Source organism: Microcoleus sp. A6-C6, from assembly GCF_036705955.1.
In the GTDB taxonomy this organism is placed as follows: domain Bacteria; phylum Cyanobacteriota; class Cyanobacteriia; order Cyanobacteriales; family Microcoleaceae; genus Microcoleus.
Map to the genome: position 1 here is coordinate 17,554 of NZ_JAUBVR010000055.1, position 24,542 is coordinate 42,095.

Consider the following 24,542-nt stretch of genomic DNA (forward strand, 5'->3'; position numbering starts at 1 on the left):
ATGCGTGGAATCAATTCCAAATCTCAAATCTCAAATCCTCAAGCCCCCGCATTTATCCGTGGGGTCAATCTAAAATCTAAAATCTAAAATCTAAAATCGATTGACTCCTTGCTGGGCGAGAATTTCTTGAATTTGTGCTTCTGACAGTTGATCGAGGTCTGCTAACACCCTCGCTAGCATTTCACTGTCTGTTTGTTCGACTTGCTTTTGCGCGATCGCTACAGCAAAATCGGCGACAGTGGCCGACTCAAATAAACGGTGCAAAGGCAACTCCACCTGAAATGCTTGGCGCACTCTGGAAATTACTTGAGTTGCTAATAAGGAATGCCCTCCTAATTCAAAAAAGTTGTCGTAAATGCCGACTTTTTCAAGTTTGAGAACTTCCGCCCAGATAGCGGCTAAAACTTCCTCAATATTTGTGCGAGGCGCGACAAAGTTTCCTGTCAACTCCGATCGCATTTCGTCAGGTGCGGGCAGCGATCGCCGATCGATCTTGCCATTAGGAGTTAACGGCAAACTTTTGAGCGTTACAAAAGCCCAAGGCACCATGTAATCAGGCAATTTTGACGTTAAAAAATTGCGAATTTCCTTGTGGGTAGGTGCTTGTTTCTGCTCGGAAACCAAATAAGCCACGAGGCGCTTCTCACCAGGCGCATCTTCCCGCGCCACCACTACAGCCTGCGCGATTTCTGGATACTGCCCTAACGCCGCTTCAATTTCTCCCAATTCAATGCGGAAGCCCCGAATTTTTACTTGATTGTCAATTCGCCCGATAAATTCGATGTTTCCGTCTGGCAAATAACGAGCCAAGTCGCCGGTTTTGTACAGTCGCGTCTTTGCTTGCGTGTCAAATGGATTGCGAATAAATTTTTCTGCGGTTAATTCAGGGCGGTTAAGATATCCGCGCGCCAAATTATCACCGCCGATGTACAGTTCACCAGGTACGCCGATCGGCACTGGTTGCAAGTAACAATCCAAGATATAAATCTGAGTGTTGGCAATCGGAAGACCTAGTGGAACTGTGTCAAAACCGCACCCAATTTTATCAAATTCGACTTGATAGGTTAGCACGCCTACTGTCGCTTCTGTTGGCCCGTAGTGATTGAAAATAAGGCAGTCAGGAGCGATTTCGCGAACTTGTTCAATTAACTCCCAGCTTGCAGCTTCACCGCCTAAAATTAGTCGTTTGTGAGGCAAAATTGACTTGGGTTGAGAGGAATTTAAAAGGGCAGCTAAGTGAGAGGGAACTATTTTGAGGCAGTCGATGGGATTGCGGCCGAAATATTCACCAAGTGCCTCTGGATCGGTGGCGCGTTCTTGGGAGATAATATGCAGGCAACCGCCGAAACAAAGGGCGGGGAAAATCGCTGTGTTTCCTAAGTCGGCGGCGAAGGTTGAAACGGTAGCAAAACTGGCACCGGATGGCAGGTTTAATCTTTCCTGAATACTGTGTAGGTAATTGAGCAGTTGCCGGTGTTCGATCGCGACTCCTTTGGGCGTGCCAGTGGAACCGGAAGTATAGATGACATAAGCTAAATTGTCTGTAGAAACACGGGGCGTGTAAGAGGCAGAAACAGTGGGAATGTCTGTATCGATGCAAACAATATTTGCCTGAGTTTTTGGCAAGCTTTCGATGAGCCGCTGTTGTACAAGCAAAACCTTCACCTTAGCGTCTTCTAGCATTAGCGCTTTGCGCTCTATTGGGGTCGTTGGATCGATCGGTAAATAGGCACCACCTGCTTTGAGTACGCCCAGCATTCCTACGATTGCCTGTAGGGGCGGTGCCCCCGTGCCCGCCCCCCTTTCAACGCAAATGCCGACAATTGCCTCTGGCTCAACTCCCAAGTTTTGCAGGTGATGGGCGAGTTGATTGGCGCGATCGTTGAGTTCTCGGTAGGTAATTTTTTGGTCTTCAAAGACAACGGCAATGCTATCTGGTGTGCGATCGGCTTGTTCTTCAAAAAGCTGGTGAACGCACTTGTTTGTCTGGTAATCTTTCTGGGTTTGGTTGAACTCGACGAGAAGCTGGTGGCGATCGCGATCGCTCAGTATGTCTACCTGACTGATAGCGACTTCGGGATTTTTGACTATGCTTTCTAAGAGCGCCTGAAAGTGTTCTGACAAGCGCTTTATATCTGCCGCAGCAAATAAAGCGGAATCGTAGTGAAATTCAGCGCTTATGGAATTGCACAGGCGAAGGCAGGAGAGCTTGAGTTTGAATGGCTCTAGACAGGCATCTTGCCGAACAAGGGAAAATGAAACGTCTAAATTATCAGAGTTCTTAGGCTCTCCTTGGAACTCAAAGCAGACGGGCCAAAAGCTGCTGCTTTTTTCGTTTTCTAAGATTTCTTCCCAGCTAAAATATTCTTGCCAGTTGTACATCTCGTTGAGATTAAGCTCAACTTGCTGCGTCACTTGTGAGAAATTTAACTCGTCTTGCACTGGGCATCGTAGGGGTAAGTATTTGCACAGCAGCCCCAGAGAGTGTTCTAATTCTTCATATTTTCTGCCGTCAATCGCTACGCCAATTATCGGGTTTTGCCCTCTGGTAAGTCGCCAAATGAGAATTTGCCAGCAAGCCAGCAGGAATGCAGAAATATCGCTTTTGTGCTTTTGGGCGATCGCTTCCAGGCTGTTTAACAAATCACCCCGAATTTCTACCCTTTCTACTAGCGGCAAAAATTCCGCTTCTGAATTCTTCTTCTCCCAAGGAAGCGTTAAGGAATCCAAAGATTCAAGATTCAGTTTGCACCAATATTCTTTGCCGATTGCCGTTTCTTCTGATTCGAGTAACTCATTTTGCCACTCAGCAATATCGGCATATTGCATTGACTCATGAGAGAGTTCTTCCCCGCGCGTGCAGGCTGAGTAGGAAAGGCTGAGTTCGCGGGCGAAATTTCTCAGGGTGGCGCTATCTGCAATTAAGGCAGAGAAGTTTGTCAGCAATAGCAGCTTGTTTTGCGCCAGAGTGACTAAAGATATCTGCCAAAGTGGGCCGCGCTCAAAATCAAAAGGAAGCTGGTTTAGTTCCTGAAAAAGCGCTGCGATTTTAGCCTCTTGTGCTTCTGGAGACAAACCACTCAGATTGTGTTCCGAGATAGGAACTTCACCAGTGCAGGCGATCGCTTGCAGGGGTAGTGTCATCCCAGGCAAGCAGTGAAAGCTAGTCCGCAGGATTTCGTGCCGATTCACGACATTTTGCAGCGCACTTTTAAGAATCTCTCGATCGAGATTTCCGGTAATTAAAATTGCACCTCGAACGCGATAAGTCTGTTGACTTTTATTTTGCTGTAACCCCCACAGATGCCGTTGCTGTGGAGAGAGTCTAAACCCTTCGATTGTTTTCTTTTGCATTTCTAAAGTTCCTTTAATAAGCCTAAATATTTTGACAGCTAAACGCTTCTGCCATACCGACAACAACCCGACGCGAACCCGAAAATGGCGTGCGTCCGTGCGCGGCTAGCATATTATCTAAGAGCAAAACATCTCCTTTTTCCCAAGGGAAAACAATCGTTTCTTGCTGATAGCAGCGACGAATTTCGTCTAATATAAAATCTTCGATGGGCGAGCCATCGCCGTAATAAGCATTGCGGGGTAAATCTTCCTGTTTAAAAGAAGTTAAAAGCTCTTTGCGAAGGACGGGTTCGAGATTGGAAATGTGGAAGAGGTGAGCTTGATTAAACCACACCATTTCCTGAGTTGTTGGGTGCTGGGCGACAGCTTGACATATTTGCCGAGTTTTCAAGCGATTGTCACTTTTCCATTCTAACTCAATTCCCGCTTTTTGGCAATAGTTTTCTACCTCAATTTGGCTGTTAGTATTGAAGACATTTTGCCAGGGTAAATCTACGCCACCGCCGTAATTTCGCACATACATAACCTTTTTCTGGGCAAACTTTTCTCTAATCTTTGAATCCAGGCTTTCAAACACTTTACGGCTGTTAGCGATCGGGGTTTCTCCTCCCTGTTCAGCTTTCTTGACGCAGAAAAAAGCGATTTTCAGCGGCCAATTTCGAGAATAAGCCATTTCATTGTGCAGCGGGATGAATTGATCGGCAGGATACTCGGTGGAAGTGTAGATATTTCCGCTCACCTGACTGCGCGGAGTTGAGCGAAAAGAATATTCCAACAAATCGCCAGCAAGAGTTTGAATAAACTGCTCAAAACCATTCACCCCGCCGACTTCAAAGCCTCGAAAAAGTATTCCTCCATGCTTCCATAACTGCGTTTCAATTGATGAGCGATTGTTCTGTGCCCAACCTGCGAGATTTAATTTTTCTACTGTTGGCTGAACAACTAGAGGTAGAAGGTTTTCCGGCTGGAGGTAGGCGGTTTTGACTAATTCCTCTGAGGAGAGGCTGACGGCTTTGCGCCTAACTGATCCTAACTTTTGGGAATTGAAATTCTTTGTTTCTGTATTTGTCATAGCTTTTGCTTTGGTGAAAATTTTATCCCTTTGTCCCGAAAAACCTGAGAGATTGATATCAAATCCGTTAGCATCGTCCTGTATTCATCTCTCTGTTCTCTTCCTCTGCGTTCTCTGCGTACTCTGCGGTTTAATCATTCCAATGCAACCGGAATTGATATGAGCCATCATTTTCAACTTTTTATAACTTTGCGTTTAGCCATTTTTAATTTTTGAATTCCCGAAATTTGAATTTGTTTTTGCTGCTCGATTTGGTGCTGCCTTTCTGCTTCGGAAATAATTTCTGCCAAGTCGTCTATCCTCATATCTGGCTGGATAACTACCTGGTTGAGGAGGATTTGGAAACCTCTCACCATTCGGGCAATGGTCGCAGCCTCAAATAAGTCTGTTTTGTAGTCAAATAAGCCTTGGATTCCTTCTGAAACCTCCCAGAGAGTGAGGCTTAAATCGTGTCTCGACATACCGACATCGAATTCCATAATGCTCAAGGTCAAATCGCCTAATTCCAGGGGTGGCATGGGTGCATTCTGGAGAACAAACCACACTTGAAACAGCGGGTTATAGCTGAGATTTCGCTCCGGCTGCAATTCCTCCACAAGCTTTTCAAAAGGAACATCCGGGTGAGCGTAAGCTGCTAAAGCTGCCTCGCGTGTTCGAGCGAGTAGTTCGCGAAAAGTTGGATTACCTGCGGTGTCAATTCGCAGCACTAAAGTATTGACAAAAAATCCAATTAATTCCTCTAATTCAAGGCGGTTGCGATTGGCGATTGGAGAGCCAATAGCGAGGTTGTTCTGCTTTGTGTGGCAGTATAGCAAGGATTGAAATACTGCCAATAACGTCATAAATAGGGTGACATCTTGTTGCTGGGTGAGCGCTTTCAGTCTTTCAGTTAAAGAAGCAGAAATCACAAAAGATTGCTGCGACCCTCGGAAAGTTGGCACGGGAGAGCGCTGCCTATCTGTTGACAGCACAGCTAAAGTGCCTCCCAATTGCTGTTTCCAATAAGCGAGCTGTTTTTCTAATTTCTCTCCCTGGAAATGCTGCCGCTGCCAACTGGCGAAGTCGGCATACTGCACGGAAAGTTCAGGTAGGGGAGAGGGTTTTTCATTGGAAAAAGCTTCATAAAGTGCGGCCACTTCTCGCACCAATACCCCCATAGACCAACCATCAGAAATAATGTGGTGTATCGTCAGCAGCAACACATATTCTGCCGAACTAAGTTGCAGCAAAGTGCTCCGCAGTAAGGGCGATCGCGTTAAGTCAAAGGGGCGTTGGGCTTCTTCAAGAGTACGCTGCTCAATTTCAGCTTGCTGCTCAGTTTCTGGTAAATGTCGCAAGTTTACCACCGACAAAGCGAAATCCAAGGAAGGAGAAATCAGTTGGACAGGTTGCTCGTCTACTTCTGCAAAAGCAGTCCGTAAAACTTCGTGACGCCGGACAATTTCATTGAGTGTTTGTTGCAGTGCTGACAAATTCAATTGTCCTTGCAAACGCACAGCAGCAGGAAGGTTGTAGGCAGGGTTTTCGGGAGACAATCGATCGAGAAACCACAGCCGTTGCTGGGCAAAAGAAAGGGGAGCATAATTTTGCTGCGATCGCCTGGGAATGCGCTGAGATTGCTCAGCCTGTACTGCCTCTTTGCCCAATGCTTTGAGGAGGAGCGCTCGCTTCTGGGGCGACAGGTTTTTTAGTCGTTCTGAACGATTAGTAGACATCATAATTTATCTCCTCACAGTGGTCGCTGTTTGTGATAGTTAAGGAAAGCTTTGCTGCTATTTTTAGCTGGTCGTTTAAAACAATGTTGATATCTGCTTCAGTGGTGAGGGGGTTGGCAAGGACGACTCGAAAAGCAACAATGGGAATGGTTTTGCCATAACAGGTGTTTTGCACGGTTGTTCGCGATACGAAGGTGTGACCTGCTCGCCGCTGGGCCTCCTGAAGGCGCTCGTTAAATTGATTGATGAAGTGGTTGTCTGCTTCGGTTAGTTGTTTTTTGGCTGCTTTTTCCCTGAATGTTTCTGGAATGTAGCGGTATAAAAGAATATTAATTTGTGGTTCTAGCAGCAATTCAAAGGCTGGATTTTCCCGGATTAAATTAGCTAAGTGCTGCGTTTTATGGATGCCTCCATCTATCAAAAACTCATAGCCTTGATGGCCGATGATATTCAACGCGGCTTGCAAGAACAAACTCGCACCTGGTCGAGAGCCTTCGAGAGAGCGCTTGCCTAGATCGATGGAGTCTTTTCGCACCGTGTAGGGCGCGTGTTTTTCAATGACTTTGGCGGTTTGGGGATTGCGGAATAAAACCATGCCGATTCCCATTGGCAAATACATTTGTTTGTGTCCATCTATGGTGACGGAATCTGCTAGTTCAATGCCTGCGAATTTGTGCCGGTGACGTTCGGAAAAAAGCACGGGGCCGCCCCAAGCAGCATCGACGTGAAAGTGAGCGTTTGCTTCTTGCGCGATCGCGGCTATTTCTGGAAGCGGATCGATACTTCCCGAATCGGTGCTACCTGCAATACCGATAATTGCCAGAATGTGCAGATTGCGATCGCGACATTCGGCTACAGTTTGGCGCAGCGCTGCCAAATCCATGCGGTGATTGGAATCGGTGGGGATTTTTAGGAGATTGCGATCGCCAATGCCTAATAAACCGGCAGCCTTTTCAAAAGAATAGTGCATCAAATTGGAGCCGATTATCACCATTCCCTTGTAGCCGTAAAACTCTAAAGCTGCGTACAACCCTTCTTTTTCAATGCCACTAAAGTTATTTTTTGGCCCTAAAGAAGCGTTGCGAGCGCACCACAGGGCTGTGATATTAGCTAGGGTGCCGCCCGTTGTCATGATACCGAGCGTGCTCTCATTTTTTTGAATGTGCTGGTTATAAAAATCCTCAGAAAAATCGTAAATTAATCCGTGCATCATTGCTAAAGTCTGGCGCTCGCAGGGGCTTAAAACTTTGGCAGTTTCCATCTTGACTAAATTTTGATTCATCGCGGTTACAAGCTTTGCGATCGGGCGCACAAAATAGGGAAGTGCGCTCGTCATGTGACCGATATATCGGGGGGAAGATGTGTGAATTGAATGGGCAACGAGGGTTTGGGCCAAATCATCCATATAATTCCCAACATCTGTAGGAATGGCGGGAATTTTGTTTTCCCTAAACTCCTGAATAATTAACTCTAAGTCAATATCTGTACTAGCGGTTTTTGCGTACAAAAAGTCTTGAACTAGGGCAGAAATTCGCTCCTCCATTGCTTCTTCTGCCCCAAATGACTTTTCTGAGGCACTGAATAGCTCCATTAACTTTTCTTCAAGTGGGGTAGCAGAGGCTTTTAAGGGCTGCATTACATCTTGAAAATCTTTGGTTTTTACTGTTAGTTTACTCATTCCGAATCAATCCTCTTAAGTGGGCTTTTTTGTCTCCTATTCCCCATAGAAACCCTAAAGGAAAAGGGATTTTTGTGTTTTTTTATCAGAAAGAATTGGTGTAAAGCCTCTCCCTCGCAGGGAGAAATTAAAAGAAGACTATTCATTACTCCAATCCTCTTCCTGACCGGGAGAGGTCGCCCCGCGTGCTGTCAACTGTCAACTGTCAACTGTCAACTGTCAACTGTCAACTTAACAACCCGATATTTACTCAGTCAGCATCAGAGTTTGTGCTGACTCTCCATCAGTATTTTCTAAGAGATCGAGCAATTCATCTAGCTGGTTAGAATCGGCGTTTGCCAGAATTTCTTCCTCGATTAGTTCAGCCAAATTATGAATGGTGGGAGCGGCAAAAAAATCGCACAGCGCTAACTCTACTCCAAAGCCCGATCGCACTCGCGATATTAACTGCGTTGCCATCAGAGAGTGACCGCCGAGGTCAAAAAAGTTTTGGTTAGTTCCTACTTTTTCTAGCCCTAAAAGAGCAATCCAAATCTCAGCCATTTCTTTCTCTGTGGGCGTTTGTGGCTCAGTGAAGGCTGTTTCATCAGAAACGTAATCGCACCTTTGAGATAAGGCGAGGCGGTCAATTTTTCCGTTGGGCGTTAGTGGCAACGCATCTAATAGCACAAAAGCTGAAGGTATCATGTAATCCGGCAGTTTGTGCTTCAAGAATGAACGCAATTCGGAAATAAGTTCTGGGTGCTGATTTCTGAACCCTGAGTTAGGAACTAGGTAAGCGACTAGGCGTTGATTGCCTGGTGCATTTTCTTGAAGCAAAACAGCAGCGGTGGACACAGAAGAATGTTGAGAAAGTGCTGCCTCTATTTCTCCTAGTTCGATGCGGAAACCGCGAATTTTTACTTGGCAATCGCCACGGCCTAGAAATTCTATATTACCATCCGGCAGGTAACAACCGATATCGCCTGTTTTGAACAAAACTTTTTGATGAAAATTACCGAGAGAATCTAATTTTTGTTGCCCAAACGGGTTAGAAATGAATTTCTCCGAGGTTAAGTCGGGGCGGTTTAAGTAGCCCTGTGCCAATCCATCGCCGCCGACGTAAATCTCGCCGGGAATTCCGATCGGAACGGGTTGCAAATTGCGATCGAGCAGATAAATTTGCGTGTTGGCGATCGGGCGACCGATTGCCACTTTCTCGACACAGTGAGTTGCATCGTACCACGTCACGTCCGCAGCTACTTCAGAAGAGCCATAAAGATTGATTAATACCCGTTGGGGCATCTGCTCTCGAAATTGCTGGCAAAGTTCCAGCGGCAGAGTTTCTCCGCTGCAAATCCAATATTTTAATTGAGGCAAACGCCTGTCTAAATCAGGGAAGGAATCTAAGAGAGCGCGCAACAAAGAAGGAACTAGCACCAGTCGCGTTACATTTTGCTTTGATAAGGTTTGAAGGAATTGGTTAATATCTTTGACGGCTCGATCGGGAATAATCACCGTTGGCAACCCATGCAGCAAAGGAGCAAAAATTTCCCAAACCGAATCGACAAAATTTAAGGATGTCTTTTGGCCGCAAATATCTTCTTTCGTAAAAGGGTAGGGGTTCCAAAAACAGCGATTGACTATGCCTCGGTGGGTGCCGAGTACGCCTTTGGGAGTGCCAGTCGAGCCGGAAGTGTAGAGGACGTAAGCGAGGTGATCGGCTTCCACTTTAACAGCGGGGTTGCGATCGCTCTCGCGGGAAATTTCCTGCCATTCAGCGTCGATACAGACGACTCTAGCGGTGTGTTCGGAGAGGGTTTCTAGGAGATTTTTTTGAGTCAAAAGCACCGGAACTTTTGCGTCGGCCAGCATGAAAGCAAGACGCTTTTGGGGATAAGCAGGATCGAGAGGAACGTAAGCGGCACCGACTTTTAAAATGCCCAAAATGGCCACTAGCATGGACAGCGATCGCTCTAAGCAAATTCCCACCAAAACTTCGGGTTTTACACCTAGAGATTGCAGGTAATGCGCGATTTGGTTGGCTTTGGCATTCAATTCGCGGTAAGTCAATTGTTGATTTTCGCAAAGTGCAGCTACTGCATCTGGGGTTCGCTCTGTTTGCGCTGCAAACAATTCGTGAATTGAGGCATTTTTGGGGTAATCCGCTTGGGTATCGTTCCACTGGACAAGTATTTGCTGGCGATCGGCGGCGCTCAATAGGGGCAATTCTGACAGTTGCCGCTGAGGATTGGCAGTCATTCCCTGGAGTAAAGTTTGCAGGTGTCCGAGCATCCGTGCGATCGCACTGTCGTCAAAGCAGCTACGATCGAAAATAATTTTTAGCGTCAATTGGGCACCCGGCATCGCCATCACCGTTAGAGGATAATTCGTTGTTTCCAAGGAGCGAATATTCTCTACCTTTAAGTTGTGAATTTTCTCCTGCAAAGAAGCATCCGAAGGATAATTTTCAAAGACGACGAGACTCTCAAATAGAGGCAAACTTCGAGGAACTTCGCTCCACCCCTGTACCTCAACGAGGGGGCTGTACTCATACTGTCGCGCCTCCACTTGTTGCGCTTGAAGTTCTTTCAGCCAAGATAACATAGAGTCATGTCGGTCAAATTTTACCCGCACTGGCAGAGGATTTACAAACAGTCCCACTACCGATTCAGCGCCCATTAAATCTGGGGGCCGCCCGGAGACAACCGTACCAAAAACGATATCTTCCTCGCCACTGTATCGGCTCAAAAGTAGCGCCCAAGCTGCCTGCACGAGGGTATTTAATGTTAGTTGATGCTGTTTCGCTAAGGATTGTAGTGCGACGGTAGCTGTAGCAGAAAATATCACCTGCTGTTCGCCACTACTTTCTAAACGGTTTCCCGCGACAATATTGCCCCGCGCGATCGCACTTGGAGCCGCAAAACCTTTGAGAGTTTGCCGCCAAAATGACTCAGCCGCAGATAAATCTTGCTGGTGCAGCCACGCGATGTAATCCCGATAAGGGCGAGGGCGTTTGAGGTGCAATTCCTCGCCCTGAGAGAAGGCTTGATAAAATGCAAAAACTTCATCAAGAACAATAGAAAGCGACCACCCATCTAAAACTAAGTGGTGGTGGCTCAAAATAAACTGAAAAGTATCGGTTTCTAACTGCGCCAGTGCAATGCGAATTAAGGGAGCTGATGTCAAGTCAAAGCCCTGCTCGCGATCGGCTTTTAGATACGTTTCTAGCTGCTGTTCTTGTTCGGAAACTGAGAGCGATCGCCAGTCCATTTGCTGCCAAGATAATGCAGTCTGTTTACGCACCGCTTGCACGGGATCTTTCAAATTTTTCCACACGAAACAAGTCCGCAAAATGGGATGCCGCTCTACAACTTTTTGCCAACTATTTCTAAAAGCAGAAACATTGAGATCGCCGCGCAAGACGCACAGCAGTTGCCCGAAATATACGCCAGATTCTGGCTGGTAAAGGGAATGAAACAGAATGCCCTGCTGCGCTGGGGAGAGGGGATAAAAATCTTCGATATTGCCTTTGCTCATCTTACAGCTCTCCCAAAATTGCGGTAATGTTGTCTAAATCGTCCTGGTTCCACTGGCTCCACTTAAACTCGGCAAAGTCAGAAGGAGTGCAGCCACCGGCGTCGGGGGACTGACAGTATTGAATTAGCGATCGCAGCGATTCTATAAAGCCGGTTGCCAAATTTTCAATTCTTTCTCGTCGGTGAATGTTTTCGCTGTACGTCCAATCTAATTGCAGCTTGTTGCTGGCAATAAATCCGTTAATTTCCAGCAGGTAACGCCGATTCCCGCGCGGGCTGCGAATGGGGCCACTAGGCTTGGAGGAGAGCATTAATAAAGAAGATTTTGGCAGCACTTGGTCAAACTGTCCGAGATAATTAAAGCTTACCTCTGCTTGTGGCAATTTGTGCAATTTTTCAGCAATTTCTTGGTTTAAATATTGTAGAACACCATACCCAATACCGCGATTTGGCACGGCGCGTAATTGCTCTTTCACTGATTTGAGTGCAGCCCCTAGATCGGAATGTTTTTCTAAATTTAACAGGACGGGGAAAACTGCTGTAAACCAGCCGACTGTACGCGACAAATCTACTCCTTCAAATATATCTTCGCGCCCATGACCTTCTAAGTCTAGTAAAAGTGAGTTATTGCCAGTCCAGCGTTCAAATGCTTGACCTAAAGCAGTTAGCAATACATCATTAATTTGAGTGCGGTAAGCGGCAGGTACTTCTTGCAGCAGCAGTTTTGTTTCTTCAGCACTTAAAGCAACGGATACTGTCTTTTCAGATGCCACTATATTCTCTGCATTTGGGAAATCCACCGGCAAGGGAGAAAGTGTTTGGTGAGAAAGGGCGAACCAGTAATCCAACTCTTCCTGCAATTCTGGCGATCGCGCCCACTCATGCAAGCGTTCTGCCCACTGCTTAAATGAGGTTGTTTTGGGCGGGAGTGCGACTGTTTCGTCGTGGCTAATCTGCCCATAAGCTGTCTGGAAATCCTCAATTAAAATTCGCCACGAAACCGCATCAACTACTAAGTGATGAATGGCAAATAACAGGCGATTTAATTGCTGTTCACCGAAGTTAAATAGGGCAGCGCGAAGCAGCGGGCCCTCTGACAAATTCAAACTGGCTTGCAACTGAGTGGCGGCGGTTTGGAAAGCGGCTTCTCGCTCCTCTGGAGGTAGCGACGAGAAATCAATGCAGGTAAGTGGAGTCACTTCGTCGGGGTAGGAGAGATCCTGCTGCCAGCCAGATTCTCCTCGCGCGAAACGCAGGCGCAGCGAGTCGTGGTGCTTCAGCAATTCTTGCAAAACTGACTCAATTAATGCAGATTTGAGAGGTTGCTGCAACTCTAAAAGCACCGCCTGATTCCAGTGGTGTGGATCGGAGAGATTTTGCTCGAAAAACCAGTGCTGAATCGGCGTGAGCGGAACTTCGCCAATGATTAATCCCTGTTCCGATTGTTGAGTCTGAGCTGTATCGGCGACGGCTGCTAACTGTGCAATGGTTTGGTGTTGAAACAGTTGTTTTGGAGTGAGCCTCAACCCGCCTTGATTGGCTTTAGAAATGACTTGAATGCTGAGGATAGAATCGCCGCCCAATTCAAAGAAATTGTCGTCAATTCCCACTTGTTCTAACCCCAATACTTGCGCCCAAATTTCTGCTAGGATTTTCTCAATAGCCGTGCTTGGTGCGGTGAATGCCTCTTCGAGTTCTGACCGATCGCGATCGGGTGCGGGAAGCGCCTTGCGATCGACTTTGCCGTTGTTTGTTAAAGGCAGCGCCTCCAGCGTCACGAAGGCAGCAGGCACCATGTATTCCGGTAGCTGTTCTTTCAGAAAGCAGCGCAGTTCTTGAATCAGTATTGAGCGCTTATTTTGTGCTGCTGAGTTAGCAATGATATAAGCTACCAAGCGCTTATCGCCCGGTATATCTTCTCGCACTATAACAACAGCCTGCGCCACATCGGGATGTTGTCCTAGCGCTGCTTCAATTTCTCCCAATTCGATACGGAAACCGCGCACTTTTACTTGGTGGTCAATTCGTCCCAAGTATTCAATCTCGCCATTGGGCAGGTAGCGAGCTAAGTCTCCCGATTTGTACAACGGCGCTTTCAAACTGTCATTAAAGGGGTTTGAAATAAACCGATCAGCCGTTAATTCTGGTTGATTGAGATAGCCCCGCGCGACGCCGGCACCACCAACGTAAATTTCCCCAGGAATGCCGATGGGAACGGGTTGGCAGTTTCGATCGAGTAGGTAAACTTGCAAGTCAGGAATTGGACGGCCAATAAGGCTGGCATTTTTACTTATATCAGCGGCGGTTAGCGGTCGATACGTGACGTGGACAGTTGTTTCTGTAATGCCATACATATTGACAAGTTGGGGATGCCGATCGCCGTGCCGATCGAACCAAGTTTTTAAGCTTTTTAAGTCTAAAGCTTCTCCGCCAAAAATTACTAAACGCAGGTTTAAATTTTCGCCAATTCCGGCAGATTCTTCTGTCTTTATCAACTGGTAAAATGCCGAAGGAGTTTGGTTGAGAACTGTGACTCGTTCTTTGCATAGCAAGCTGTAAAAATCTTGGGGCGATCGGCTGACTGAATAAGGTACGATCGCGAGTCGCCCGCCGTAGAGCAAAGCGCCCCAGATTTCCCATACTGAGAAGTCAAAGGCATAAGAGTGAAAAAGCGTCCACACATCTTGCTCGTTGAAGTTGTACCAAGACTGGGTAGCAGCCAACAAGCGGACGACGTTTGAGTGAGCTACTAAAACACCTTTGGGAATGCCAGTTGAGCCAGAAGTGTAGATGATATAGGCGAGATTTTCGGCAGTGGTGTCGCTGGCTGGATTTTCTTTACTGTGTTGGGAAAAAGCACTTTTATCCGCATCGAGGCAAAGGATTTTGGCGCTGGATTTAGGAAGGGTTTGCAACAACTTTTCCTCAGTCAGCAGCACATTTACCTGTGCGTCTTCGAGTATAAAAGCAAGGCGATCGCGCGGGTTGGCTGGATCGAGGGGAACATAAGCGCCCCCGGCTTTGAGAATGCCGAGAATGCCGACGATCGTATCAAGCGATCGCTCGACACAAATTCCCACCAAAACTTCTGGCTTGACGCCGAGTTGTTGCAGGTAATGTGCGAGTTGATTTGCTCTTGCATTCAGCTCGCGGTAGGTAAGTTTTTGGTCTTTAAATACGACTGCAATCGCATCGGGAGTTCGCTCTACCTGCGCTGCAAATAATTGATGAATGCAGCGATCGCTCGAATAATCGCTGCGGGTGTCATTCCACTCTACCAACAACTGATGCCGCTCTTTTTCCCCCAGCAACGGTAGCTCTTCAATCCGCCGATCTGGGTTGGCAGCTATGCCCTCCAGCAAAGTGAGAAAATGCCCCGCCATCCGCCTAATAGTGACCGCATCAAATAAATCCGTGCTGTATTCAAACTGACCGCTAATTTCTTCCTGCTTTTCTTCTAAATACAGCGTTAAATCAACTTTTGCTGTCTGATTGTCAACATCTAAAAGAGTGAGATTGAGTCCGGCTATTGATTCCGCAGCAACAGGGGCATTTTGCAAAACAAAAGCAACTTGGAACAGTGGATTGTAGCTCAAATTGCGATCGGGCTGCAACTCTTCAACCAGTTTCTCAAATGGCAAATCTTGGTGAGCGTAAGCTTGTAAACTCATCTCCCGAATGCGATCGAGCAATTGCCGAAAAGTGAGATCACCTGACAAATCAGTTCGCAATACCAAAGTATTGACAAAAAACCCGATTAGCCCTTGAATTTCCGCTCGGTTGCGGTTGGCTATCGGAGAGCCAACGGGGATATCTGCCTGTCCTGTATAGCGATAGAGCAACGTTTTAAAGGCTGCTAGCAGCGTCATAAACAGGGTGGCATTTTCCTGGCGGCTGAGCTTTTTGAGGGCTGCCGTTAGCGTTTTCGGGATGAGAAATGATTCTTTCGCGCCCCGATAGGTTTGGGCGGGGGGACGGGGGCGATCGGCTGGCAATTCCAGCAAGGGGGGAGTGCCACTGAGCTGCTTTTTCCAGTAGTTAAGTTGAGTTTGCAAGCGATCGCCCGCAAGCCATTCCCGCTGCCAAATAGCAAAATCGGCGTACTGTATGGAAAGTTCGGGAAGTGAGGATGGTTTGCCAATTGAAAACGCTTCGTAAAGTGCTGCTAATTCTTGCAGAAAGACTCCGATTGACCAGCCATCAAAAATAATGTGGTGTAGCGTCAGCAGCAACACATATTCCTCAGCATCTAACTGTAGCAAACTAGCTCGCAACAGCGGCCATTTGGTTAGGTCAAAAGGTTTGCTAGCTTCTGCTGCTGCTAGTTTTTTTACTTCCGCTTCTCGTTGAATTTCTGGCAATTTTTGCAAGTCTAAAACTTGCAGCCCGAAATTAAAATTCTGACCAACCACCTGCACGGGTTGACCGTCTACAGTGGCAAATGTCGTCCGCAAAGCTTCGTGACGGCGCACAATTTCCTTGAAACATAGCTCTAGCACTACTACATTTAGCCTGCCTTTTAGTAACACAGCCGCCGGAAGGTTGTAAAAATGGTTTCCCGGTTCAAATTGATCGATAAACCACAGTCTTTGCTGGGCAAAAGAGGTGGGAAATGCAAATACTTCTTCTTCCGCAGTATTTGCCGAGTCGCGAGTATCTGTGGGAGGTTTTTCGGAAAAATGCACCGTCATTGGATTAGTAACTGGTAATTGGTAATTGGGAGTGCAGCCGATATTTAGGGGTTGATTATTAGGTAATATCTTGGGCGGGGCGGGTTTACGAGATTTATCGTTTTTACTAAAGATATTGGCGAAACCGCCCCCTACAGGAATAACGGTCAATTGAATGGACATGATATTATTGGCTGCTAACTCATGACTCATTACTGATTTGTGGTTAGCGCAAGGATGACAGTTTCATCCGGTATGCCGATCGCGAAACGGGCGCGATTGCAGGTTCTTCAACGGCCGCATTTTTGTTTTTGGCTTCAGAAATATTTTCTGCAAGTACGGCGAGCGATCGCCCTGCAAAAATATCGCACAAAGGCAATTCTATCTGACAATATTCTCGTACCTTTGCTGCTAATTGAATTGCCAGCAGCGAATTCCCTCCTAGTTCAAAAAAGTTATCGGTAATGCTTAACTGTTCAATGCCAAGAACCTCACAGCAAATTCTCGCTAACATGGCCTCAATAGGGGTACGCGGCGCGACAAAAATCTTTGCTTCTGGAATGGCAGCATCCGGTTCAGGCAGTGCCTTGCGGTTAACTTTGCCGTTCGCCGAAAGCGGCAGCGCGTCCAGAATTATAAATGCAGATGGCACCATATAATCGGGCAGTTTTTCACTCAGAAATTGTCGCAATTCTTCAACCGCAGGGACAGCGTTTTGTTGGGGAACGATATATGCTACTAAGCGTTTTTGACTGTGATTTTCTCCGAATGCGGTGACAATGGATGCTTTGACTGCTGGGTGCTCGTTCAAAGCAGCTTCAATTTCTCCGGCTTCGATGCGGAATCCTCGAATTTTCAGGCGGAAATCTTCTCTTCCTAAAAATTCGATATTGCCGTCAGGGAGGAAGCGCCCTAAATCTCCCGTTCGGTACAAGCGATCGCCCGTGACGGGGTGCGTGAGGCAACTGGCGCGAGTTTTTTCTTCATTCCGCCAGTATCCTTTTGTCAGTCCAACTCCGGCACAGCACATCTCGCCGGCAACCCAGACGGGACAGTCTTCGAGCCTTTCATTCAAAATGTAATAGCGTGTATTGGCGATCGCCTTGCCGTAGGGAATGCTCTTCCAAGAAGAATCAACCGTTTCTACCGGATACCAGATGTTCCAAAGAGTGGTTTCGGTTGGCCCGCCGACGCTGACAACGCGACATTCACGGACGATCGCCCTTAACCTCTCAGGCAATGTTACTGGAATCCAGTCTCCGCCGAGAAACGCCCAGCGCAAACACTCCGGCAACACCTCAGAACGTCCAGCAGCGTAATCGAGCAGCATTTCCATCATCGGGGGAACCGAGTTCCAAATGGTGACGCGCTCTTTTACCATCAATTGAGTCCAGTGAGCGGGGTCTAGCCGTTGTGCGGCATCGGGAATGACGATCGCTCCCCCGGCTGCTAGGATGCCGAAGATATCGTAAACCGACATATCGTGGTGCAGTGCGGTGACTGCGATCGCCCGATCGCACTCGGCCACATTAAACACTTGGTTCGTTTGAGCGATCGCATTGACTACACCTCGGTGGGCGATCGCCACGCCTTTTGGCAAGCCAGTTGAGCCGGAAGTATAAATCACATAAGCTAAATCTTCCGCTTCCTGTACTGATTCCAAAGCTTCGCCACTTTCTGTTGCTAATTCCTCAGTATCAAGACAAATTCGCCGCACATTTTCCGGCCATTCCAAGCGCTGATTTAACTGAGATTGCGTCAAAACAATCTCAACTTCGCCATTTTCCAGCAAATACCACAGCCGCTCTTTTGGCAGCGCCGCATCTACGGGCAAATAAGCCGCCCCGGATGCGAGAATGCCCAGCACAGCAACGATTTGTTCCCATCCTTTTTCCATGACGACGGCAACCAACTGGTTAGGGCGAGCTCCCAGCTTCCGCAATCGGTGAGCGACTTGATTCGATCGCAGATATAGTTCCTCATAAGTGAGGGTGCGCGTTGAAGTAATCACGGCTGCTTTGTGCGATCGCGACGCGACTTTCTCAGCAAACAATTCGTGCAGCAATACATCAGGAATGGGTGCCTCAATGCTGTTAGTAAAGGCTTGCTGAAACTGCACCGTTTTCTGCCAAGTTTCCTCTTCATTGGCGAGGCCTTGCAATAGGCAACAGTAGGCATCAAACATCTCATCGATCAGTCCTTGCGGGAAGAGTTCTTCCACCGCATCCCAGCTAAAAGACAGCCCCTGGGCGGTTTCGGTAAATTGCGCGTCGATCCAAACTTGCGGAGTTTGACCGATGATGTGAACCAATTCTCCCAATTCTTGAATCAAAGAGAAGATAGAAGTATCTTCCCCTGGCGCGTTTTGCGGATCGATTGTAAACACGACAGGCATCAACGCTGCGGTTGTCCCTTGCGCTTGGGCGAGTTCTCGCAAAACGCGCACACCGCTGACATACTGGTGCTCTAAATCTTGCCAAAGCTGTTCTTGCAACCGTTTTGCTCGTACTTCAAAACTCTCTCGCTTAGAGTTGTCTATTTCTAACAGAGTAAATGAGGCAAATTCTCCGATAATTTCCTCAACTTGAGGGTGCAGGGGAAGGCGATTAAAGCGCGGCACGTTGATGGTAAACCGAGGTGTTTTGCTCCATAGGGAAAGAACTTCGGCATAGGCGGCGAGCAATAAACCCGTAGGAGTGAGGCTGGCGCGAGCCAAGCGCGTTTTTAGGCGCTGCCAGGTTTGCAAGTCTAGGCGATCGCTCCAGCGCTTAAATCGCGGCTGCGTTAAGGAAGTCGGGTGCTTGGCGAGGGGCAATTCCGGCGCTGGCGGCAGGGTTTTGAGACGCTGGAGCCAGTAATCTAAGGATTGCTGGTAAAATGGGGAGTTTTCTAAGGCGATCGCAGCTAACACGCAATCACGAAAAGACAGTTGCAATGGGGCGATCGCAGTATGGGGATTGCGGTAAAACTGCACCAAATCGCCAAACAAAATTTGAAAACTCCAGCCGTCTATGCACAAGGCGTCAATGCTGATGTGGAGGCGGGTGCGGCGCTTATTAATTTTGGAAGCGCAAATCTCGAACAGCGGCCAGCGATCGAGCGGCAGCACTTGGTGAGAAAGGCGATCGCGAATTGCTGCGAGTTGTTCGCGGGCGGCATCTGGAGCCAGCGATCGCAAATCCAAAACCTCAATTTTATAAGTGGGCACGTTTTCCAGAATTTGCTGCTGTGCGTTGGGGAGGACGATCGCCCGCAGCATATCGTGACGCTCTACAACTCGTTGCCACGCGAGGCTAAACCGCTCTAAATCTAACTCGTCGCTCTCAATTTCTACATAGCCGTGAATGGCGACATTCCCCATTTCAAAAAAGCTATTTCTCCCGATCCAGTAAGCCTGCTGCATTTCGTTGAGCGGAAATGGTTGGTAGCGATTTTGAGGATCTGGGGCGATCGCGGGCAGTGCAATCAGGGGTTCGCGCGACTGCTGGCTCTTAGCTTGGGCGATCGTTGCTGCTAGGCTGGCGACAGTGGGGGATTGAAACAAGCAGCGCAATGATAGCTCGACTTGAAAGCGATCGCGCACCTTGGCAATCAGTTGAGTTGCCAGCAAAGAATGGCCTCCCAACTCAAAGAAATTGTCATTGATTCCCACCTGTTTTAAGCCCAGAACCTCAGCCCAAATATCAGCTAATACTTGTTCTTCTAAAGTTTCAGGAGCGATAAAATCTGCCTCTGAACTGTTGGTTTCCGGTGCGGGAAATGCTTTGAAATCTATCTTGCCGTTTGGCGTCAGTGGCATCGATTCCAAACACACAAAACTGGCAGGAACCATATAATCTGGCAGTTGTTCTCGGAGAAAAGAGCGCAGGTTTTTCATCAGTGCAGAGTTTCCAATGCTGAGTGCTGAGTTTAACACCAGGTACGCCACCAAGCGCTTGCCGCCTGAATCTTCCTCACGCGCGAGCAAGACGGCTTCTTGCACGTCTGGATGTTGGCTGAGTGTGGATTCAATTTCTCCTAACTCAATGCGGAAACCGCGAATTTTCACTTGGCGATCGGTGCGACCGAAAAATTCTAAATTGCCATCGGGAAGATAGCGGACTAAATCGCCTGTTTTGTAAAGGCGATCGCCTTGTTTGCCGCTAAAAGGATCGGGAATAAATTTTTCTCGATTCAACTCTGAACGGTTGATATAGCCTCTAGCAACCCCCGCACCTCCGATATAAAGTTCGCCGGGGACTCCGATCGGAACTGGTTGCAAATTAGAATCCAGTACATAGGTACGGGAATTGGGAATTGGGCGTCCAATTGGCAGCGATTTTGCAGTAAAAATATTTCCAGCTAACTCGCACCACGTCGCGGAAATTGTTGTTTCTGTGGGGCCGTAAGCATTGACTAGCCGCACTTCTTTTGATATGCACTTTTGCCACCGATCTAGCGACACTGGAAGCGCTGCTTCTCCACCAATAATTGTCAAGCGCACTGACGGGGGAAATTCTTGGGGTTCGGCGCTGAGTCTGGCTGTCAATTCGTGCCAGTAAGCTGTCGGCAAATCCAGTACAGTGATTTCCCACTCCCGGCACTTTTGCAGGAAGGAAGAAATGCTGTCTGACATGGCATCCCCGCGCAGTACCAGCGTTGCACCTCGCGTTAAACAGGAATAAATTTCTTCGGCGCTGACATCGAAGCTGAGGGAAGCAAATTGGAGAATGCGATCGCCTGGTTCGATACCATATTCGATACTTGCAGCTTGAGTATAGTTCGCCAAGGATGCGTGTTCAACCATCACTCCCTTTGGCAGTCCAGTAGATCCCGATGTATAGATGATATAAGCGAGGTTTTCTGGCTGAACTTGGCGATCGGGATTTGACTTATTTTGTTGATAAATTATCTCCCATTCTGTATCCAAGCAGATCGCGGAAATATTCGGCGTTGGTAAGTCTGCTGATAATTGTGTTTGCGTTAGCAGTACCTGAACGCTAGCGTCTTCTAACATGAAAGATAAGCGTTCTTTAGAATAGTTGGGATCGAGTGGCAAATAAGCACCGCCTGCTTTTAGGATGCCAAAAATCCCGACAATAACATCGAGCGATCGCTCCATATAAACGCCGACAATCGCATCGGGTTTCACGCCGAAAGAGTGCAAATAATGGGCAAGTTGATTTGCGCGATTATTTAATTCTTGGTAAGTCAAACTTTGGCATTCAAATTGCACCGCAATTGCATCAGGCGTTTTCGCAGCCTGTACTTCAAACAAACGGTGAACGCACGCATCCTTAACATAATTTAGTCGAGTATTATTCCACTCAAAAAGTAGTAGTTGGCGCTCTGCTTCTGTTAGTAAAGGCAAATCTAACAATCCTGTGTCTGGATTGGCAGCGATGCCTGCTAACAAGTTCTGAAAATGCCTTGCCATTCGTGCAATTGTAGCAGATTCAAATAAATCAGAGCTATATTCAAACCACCCTTTAATTCCAGTTGCTGTGGCTTCTAATTCCAGCGTTAGATCGAAATTGGCTGTCCCTGCGTGAACCTGTTGGCAGTTCAGGCTTAAACCAGGCAATTCTAAGGCGAATTCAGAGGCATTTTGAAAGGCAAACATCACCTGAAATAAAGGCGAGTGACTTAAATCTCGATTCGGCTGCAATTCTTCTACCAACTTCTCAAATGGTACATCTTGATGCGCGTAAGCACCTAATGCAACCTCTCGCACTCGACTCAGCAAATCTCGAAAAGTTGGATTTCCATTTAAGTCAGTCCGCAGGACTAAAGTATTGACAAAAAATCCAATTAATGATTCTGTTTCGCTGCTGTTTCGGCTGGCAATTGGTGAACCGACGAGGATATCTTCTTGCCCCGTGTAGCGGTAAAGCAGTGTTTTGAATGCTGCCAGCAATGTCATAAATACAGTGGTTTTTTCACTGCGACTCAATTGTCTAATTGCCTCAGTTAAGTGTTCTGGCAATTCAAATAATTGCCTACCTCCCTTGTAACTTTGAACAGCGGGACGAGAAAAGTCTGTTGGTAAATTTAGAACCGCTGCGCTGCCACTTAACTGCTGCTTCCAGTAAGTAAGTTGAGTTTCTAATATTTCTCCCTGCATTTGTTGGCGTTGCCAAGTTGCAAAGTCTGCATACTGAATTGGCAAAGGTGGAATTTCGGCTAAATTATTTTTAACAAAACCTTCATAGAATGCTGCTAGTTCTCGTAAAAATACGCCCAAAGACCACCCATCAAAAATGATATGATGAGCAGATAAAAGCAGAGTATGTTCTGTTTCTGATAGGCGAAGAAGTTTAGCACGGATCAGATGTGGTTGAGTTAAATTAAAGGGTAATTGTGCTTCTTCCACAGACAATTGTTGCGCTGCTTTTTCGCGCTCTCCTGGGGAGCGATCGCTCAAATTTATCAGCGGCAATGGGAAATCTTTTGTATCAAAAATAACTTGTATCTGTTCTTTTTCGCCACCAGCAAACGCCGTTCTTAAAATCTCGTGTCGCTCGATAACTTTCTCAATACTTTGCCGGAGTATTTCTGCATTAAGTTTCCCCGTCATCCGAACTGCACCGCAGAGGTTATAGAAGGGATTTCCTGGTTCCAATTGGTCAAAAAACCATAGGCGCTCTTGGGCAAAAGACAGAGGAATATTTTGGCGGCGAGACACTGCCTGAATAGATGCAATCTTCGGTGCTCCTGCCAAGTTTTCTAAAATTTTTGCTGCCAGTTGAGTAAGGCTTAATTCCTGGAATAAGTCTTCTATTGATAAAGCTATCTTTAGATCTGTTTCGATCAGATTTTTTAATTCAAATACCGCCAATGAATCGCAACCCAAATTACTAAAAGCCTGTGCCGATGGGATTTGGGAAAGGCTGACTTTCAGCACCCTCGCTACCTGCTGTCGCAAATAGGTTTCTAACTGTGCCTGCCGTTCTGCTAACTCGGCTGTTAGCAGATTTTCTCGCGTGAGGCGATTTTCTCTTTCAACAAAATCAGATATCTCTAAAACGCTACTGGCTACAACTTCCAATTTGTCAGCTAGAAAGTCAGCATAGGCGGCGCGACGTTGAATTTTACCGCTGGTAGTTTTCGGAATGCTTCCGGGCTTAATCAGCACTACTCCATAGGTTTGTATTTCATATTCGACCGCAATGCGTTCGCGGATAGCGCTGATAATTTTCTCGCTATTATTCGGTGTTTTGCGAGATTCTAATTCTTGGACAATAACGAGTTGTTCAATGTCGGCAATTTTTACGGAGAATGCTGCGTTAGCCCCCAACCGTAAAGTGGGGTAACTTTGTTCTGCCGTTCTTTCTATATCTTGGGGGTAAAGATTGCGACCTCGGATAATAATCAAATCTTTGAGTCGCCCTGTGATAAACAGTTCTCGATCGCGTAAAAAGCCTAAATCTCCGGTTCGCAAAAACGGCCCTTCGCCTGTATCTGAAAGATATGCTTGGAAAGTTTTTTCTGTTTCTTCTGGGCGATTCCAATAGCCTCGCGCAACTGTTTCGCCAGCTACCCAAATTTCTCCGACTTCCTGCGGCTGGCATTGCGTCAGAGATTCGGGATTGACGATCGCAACTTTGGTGCCAAATTCCGGGAAACCGCAGCCGACTAAAATTCTCGCACCCCCTGCGGTTTCCACAACTTCTACAATGTGATTATTTTCCAGCGCCCCAGCGTCAACAGGTAAGAAAGTCGGTGTGATTCCGCTGCTAACCGTGGCAATTTTTAGCGTGGTTTCTGCCATTCCGTAAGCAGGACAAAAGGCATCGGCGTGAAAACCGCAGGGCTCAAAAGCTTTGGTAAATCGCTCTAGGGTTTCTTTTTGGATGGGTTCTGCGCCGTTATAGGCCACCCGCCAACTGCTCAAATCCAGGGTTTTTTGGCCATCGCCCAACATTTTGCTAGCACACAATTCGTAAGCAAAATTTGGCCCGCCGCTGTGGGTAGCTTTGTAGCGCGAAATCGCTTCCAACCAACACATCGGGTTCTGAATAAACGCCGCTGGCGGCATGAAGTAAGAGGGAATTCCCAGATATAAAGGTTTGAGCAATCCGTCAATTAACCCCATGTCGTGAAAGGGGGGAAGCCATGTTACCGCCACGCTTTCGGAATCGTGGTGAAAGCCTCGGTGAATGTATTCGATGTTGTATAAAACGTTAGCGTGGCTCACCATTACGCCTTTGGGGGTGGAGGTTGAGCCGGAAGTGTATTGAAGATAAGCCACTTCGTCGGGATGGATGGATGGCTGCTGCCACTTTTCGCCGTCATCGGCAAGCGCCTCTGCACTCAGCCAGTGCAGCCCTTTGAGCTCCGGCGCTTGCTCGCATAGCTGTTCTAAATTTTCCAAGTGTCGCGCGGGAGCGATCGCAACTGTTGCTCCTGCGTCTTGGGCGATCGCACTAATTTTCGCTAAATTCCGTTTCAGCTTAGGCGGATAGAGGGGAACGGCGATCGCTTTGGCGTACAAACATCCAAAAAAGGCGGCGAGATAGTCCAATCCGGGCCCGAAAAGCAGTAAGACTCGTTCGC

The 24,542-nt window shown here is 47.3% G+C and carries 7 protein-coding genes; all 7 read right to left on the reverse strand.

Features of this window, described 5'->3' with window-relative positions; genetic code table 11:
- Positions 1 to 90: 90 nt before the first annotated feature.
- Positions 91 to 3,354 carry a non-ribosomal peptide synthetase gene (locus QUB52_RS20345; protein WP_332974048.1) on the reverse strand — a complete coding sequence of 1,088 codons (3,264 nt, stop codon included), beginning with the start codon at positions 3,352 to 3,354 and terminating at the stop codon, positions 91 to 93.
- 22 nt (positions 3,355 to 3,376) lie between these two features.
- On the reverse strand, positions 3,377 to 4,426 hold the full coding sequence (locus QUB52_RS20350) for a TauD/TfdA family dioxygenase (RefSeq protein WP_332974047.1): 1,050 nt from the start codon (positions 4,424 to 4,426) through the stop codon (positions 3,377 to 3,379).
- A 173-nt stretch (positions 4,427 to 4,599) separates the two neighbouring features.
- On the reverse strand, positions 4,600 to 6,144 hold the full coding sequence (locus QUB52_RS20355) for a condensation domain-containing protein (RefSeq protein ID WP_332974045.1): 1,545 nt from the start codon (positions 6,142 to 6,144) through the stop codon (positions 4,600 to 4,602).
- The gene (gene panP / locus QUB52_RS20360) at positions 6,131 to 7,819 is read right to left on the reverse strand and encodes a pyridoxal-dependent aspartate 1-decarboxylase PanP (protein WP_332974043.1); all 1,689 of its coding nucleotides are present in this window, start codon (positions 7,817 to 7,819) and stop codon (positions 6,131 to 6,133) included. The genes QUB52_RS20355 and panP overlap by 14 nt, the downstream gene beginning before the upstream one ends.
- Before the next feature lie 246 nt (positions 7,820 to 8,065).
- Positions 8,066 to 11,338: a non-ribosomal peptide synthetase gene (locus tag QUB52_RS20365; RefSeq protein ID WP_332974042.1), complete on the reverse strand. Its 3,273-nt coding sequence runs from the start codon at positions 11,336 to 11,338 to the stop codon at positions 8,066 to 8,068.
- 1 nt (position 11,339) lies between these two features.
- Positions 11,340 to 16,028: an amino acid adenylation domain-containing protein gene (locus tag QUB52_RS20370; RefSeq protein ID WP_442923200.1), complete on the reverse strand. Its 4,689-nt coding sequence runs from the start codon at positions 16,026 to 16,028 to the stop codon at positions 11,340 to 11,342.
- A 205-nt stretch (positions 16,029 to 16,233) separates the two neighbouring features.
- Positions 16,234 to 24,542: amino acid adenylation domain-containing protein (locus QUB52_RS20375; RefSeq protein ID WP_442923199.1), on the reverse strand; the 8,309-nt coding region annotated here is incomplete at its 5' end.

Excerpts from the sequence above, each read along its gene's own strand:
- panP (WP_332974043.1), bottom strand. The coding sequence starts at position 7,819 with ATGAGTAAACTAACAGTAAAAACCAAAGATTTTCAAGATGTAATGCAG.
- QUB52_RS20345 (WP_332974048.1), bottom strand. The coding sequence starts at position 3,354 with ATGCAAAAGAAAACAATCGAAGGGTTTAGACTCTCTCCACAGCAACGG.
- QUB52_RS20355 (WP_332974045.1), bottom strand. The coding sequence starts at position 6,144 with ATGATGTCTACTAATCGTTCAGAACGACTAAAAAACCTGTCGCCCCAG.
- QUB52_RS20365 (WP_332974042.1), bottom strand. The coding sequence starts at position 11,338 with ATGAGCAAAGGCAATATCGAAGATTTTTATCCCCTCTCCCCAGCGCAG.
- QUB52_RS20370 (WP_442923200.1), bottom strand. The coding sequence starts at position 16,028 with ATGACGGTGCATTTTTCCGAAAAACCTCCCACAGATACTCGCGACTCG.
- QUB52_RS20350 (WP_332974047.1), bottom strand. The coding sequence starts at position 4,426 with ATGACAAATACAGAAACAAAGAATTTCAATTCCCAAAAGTTAGGATCA.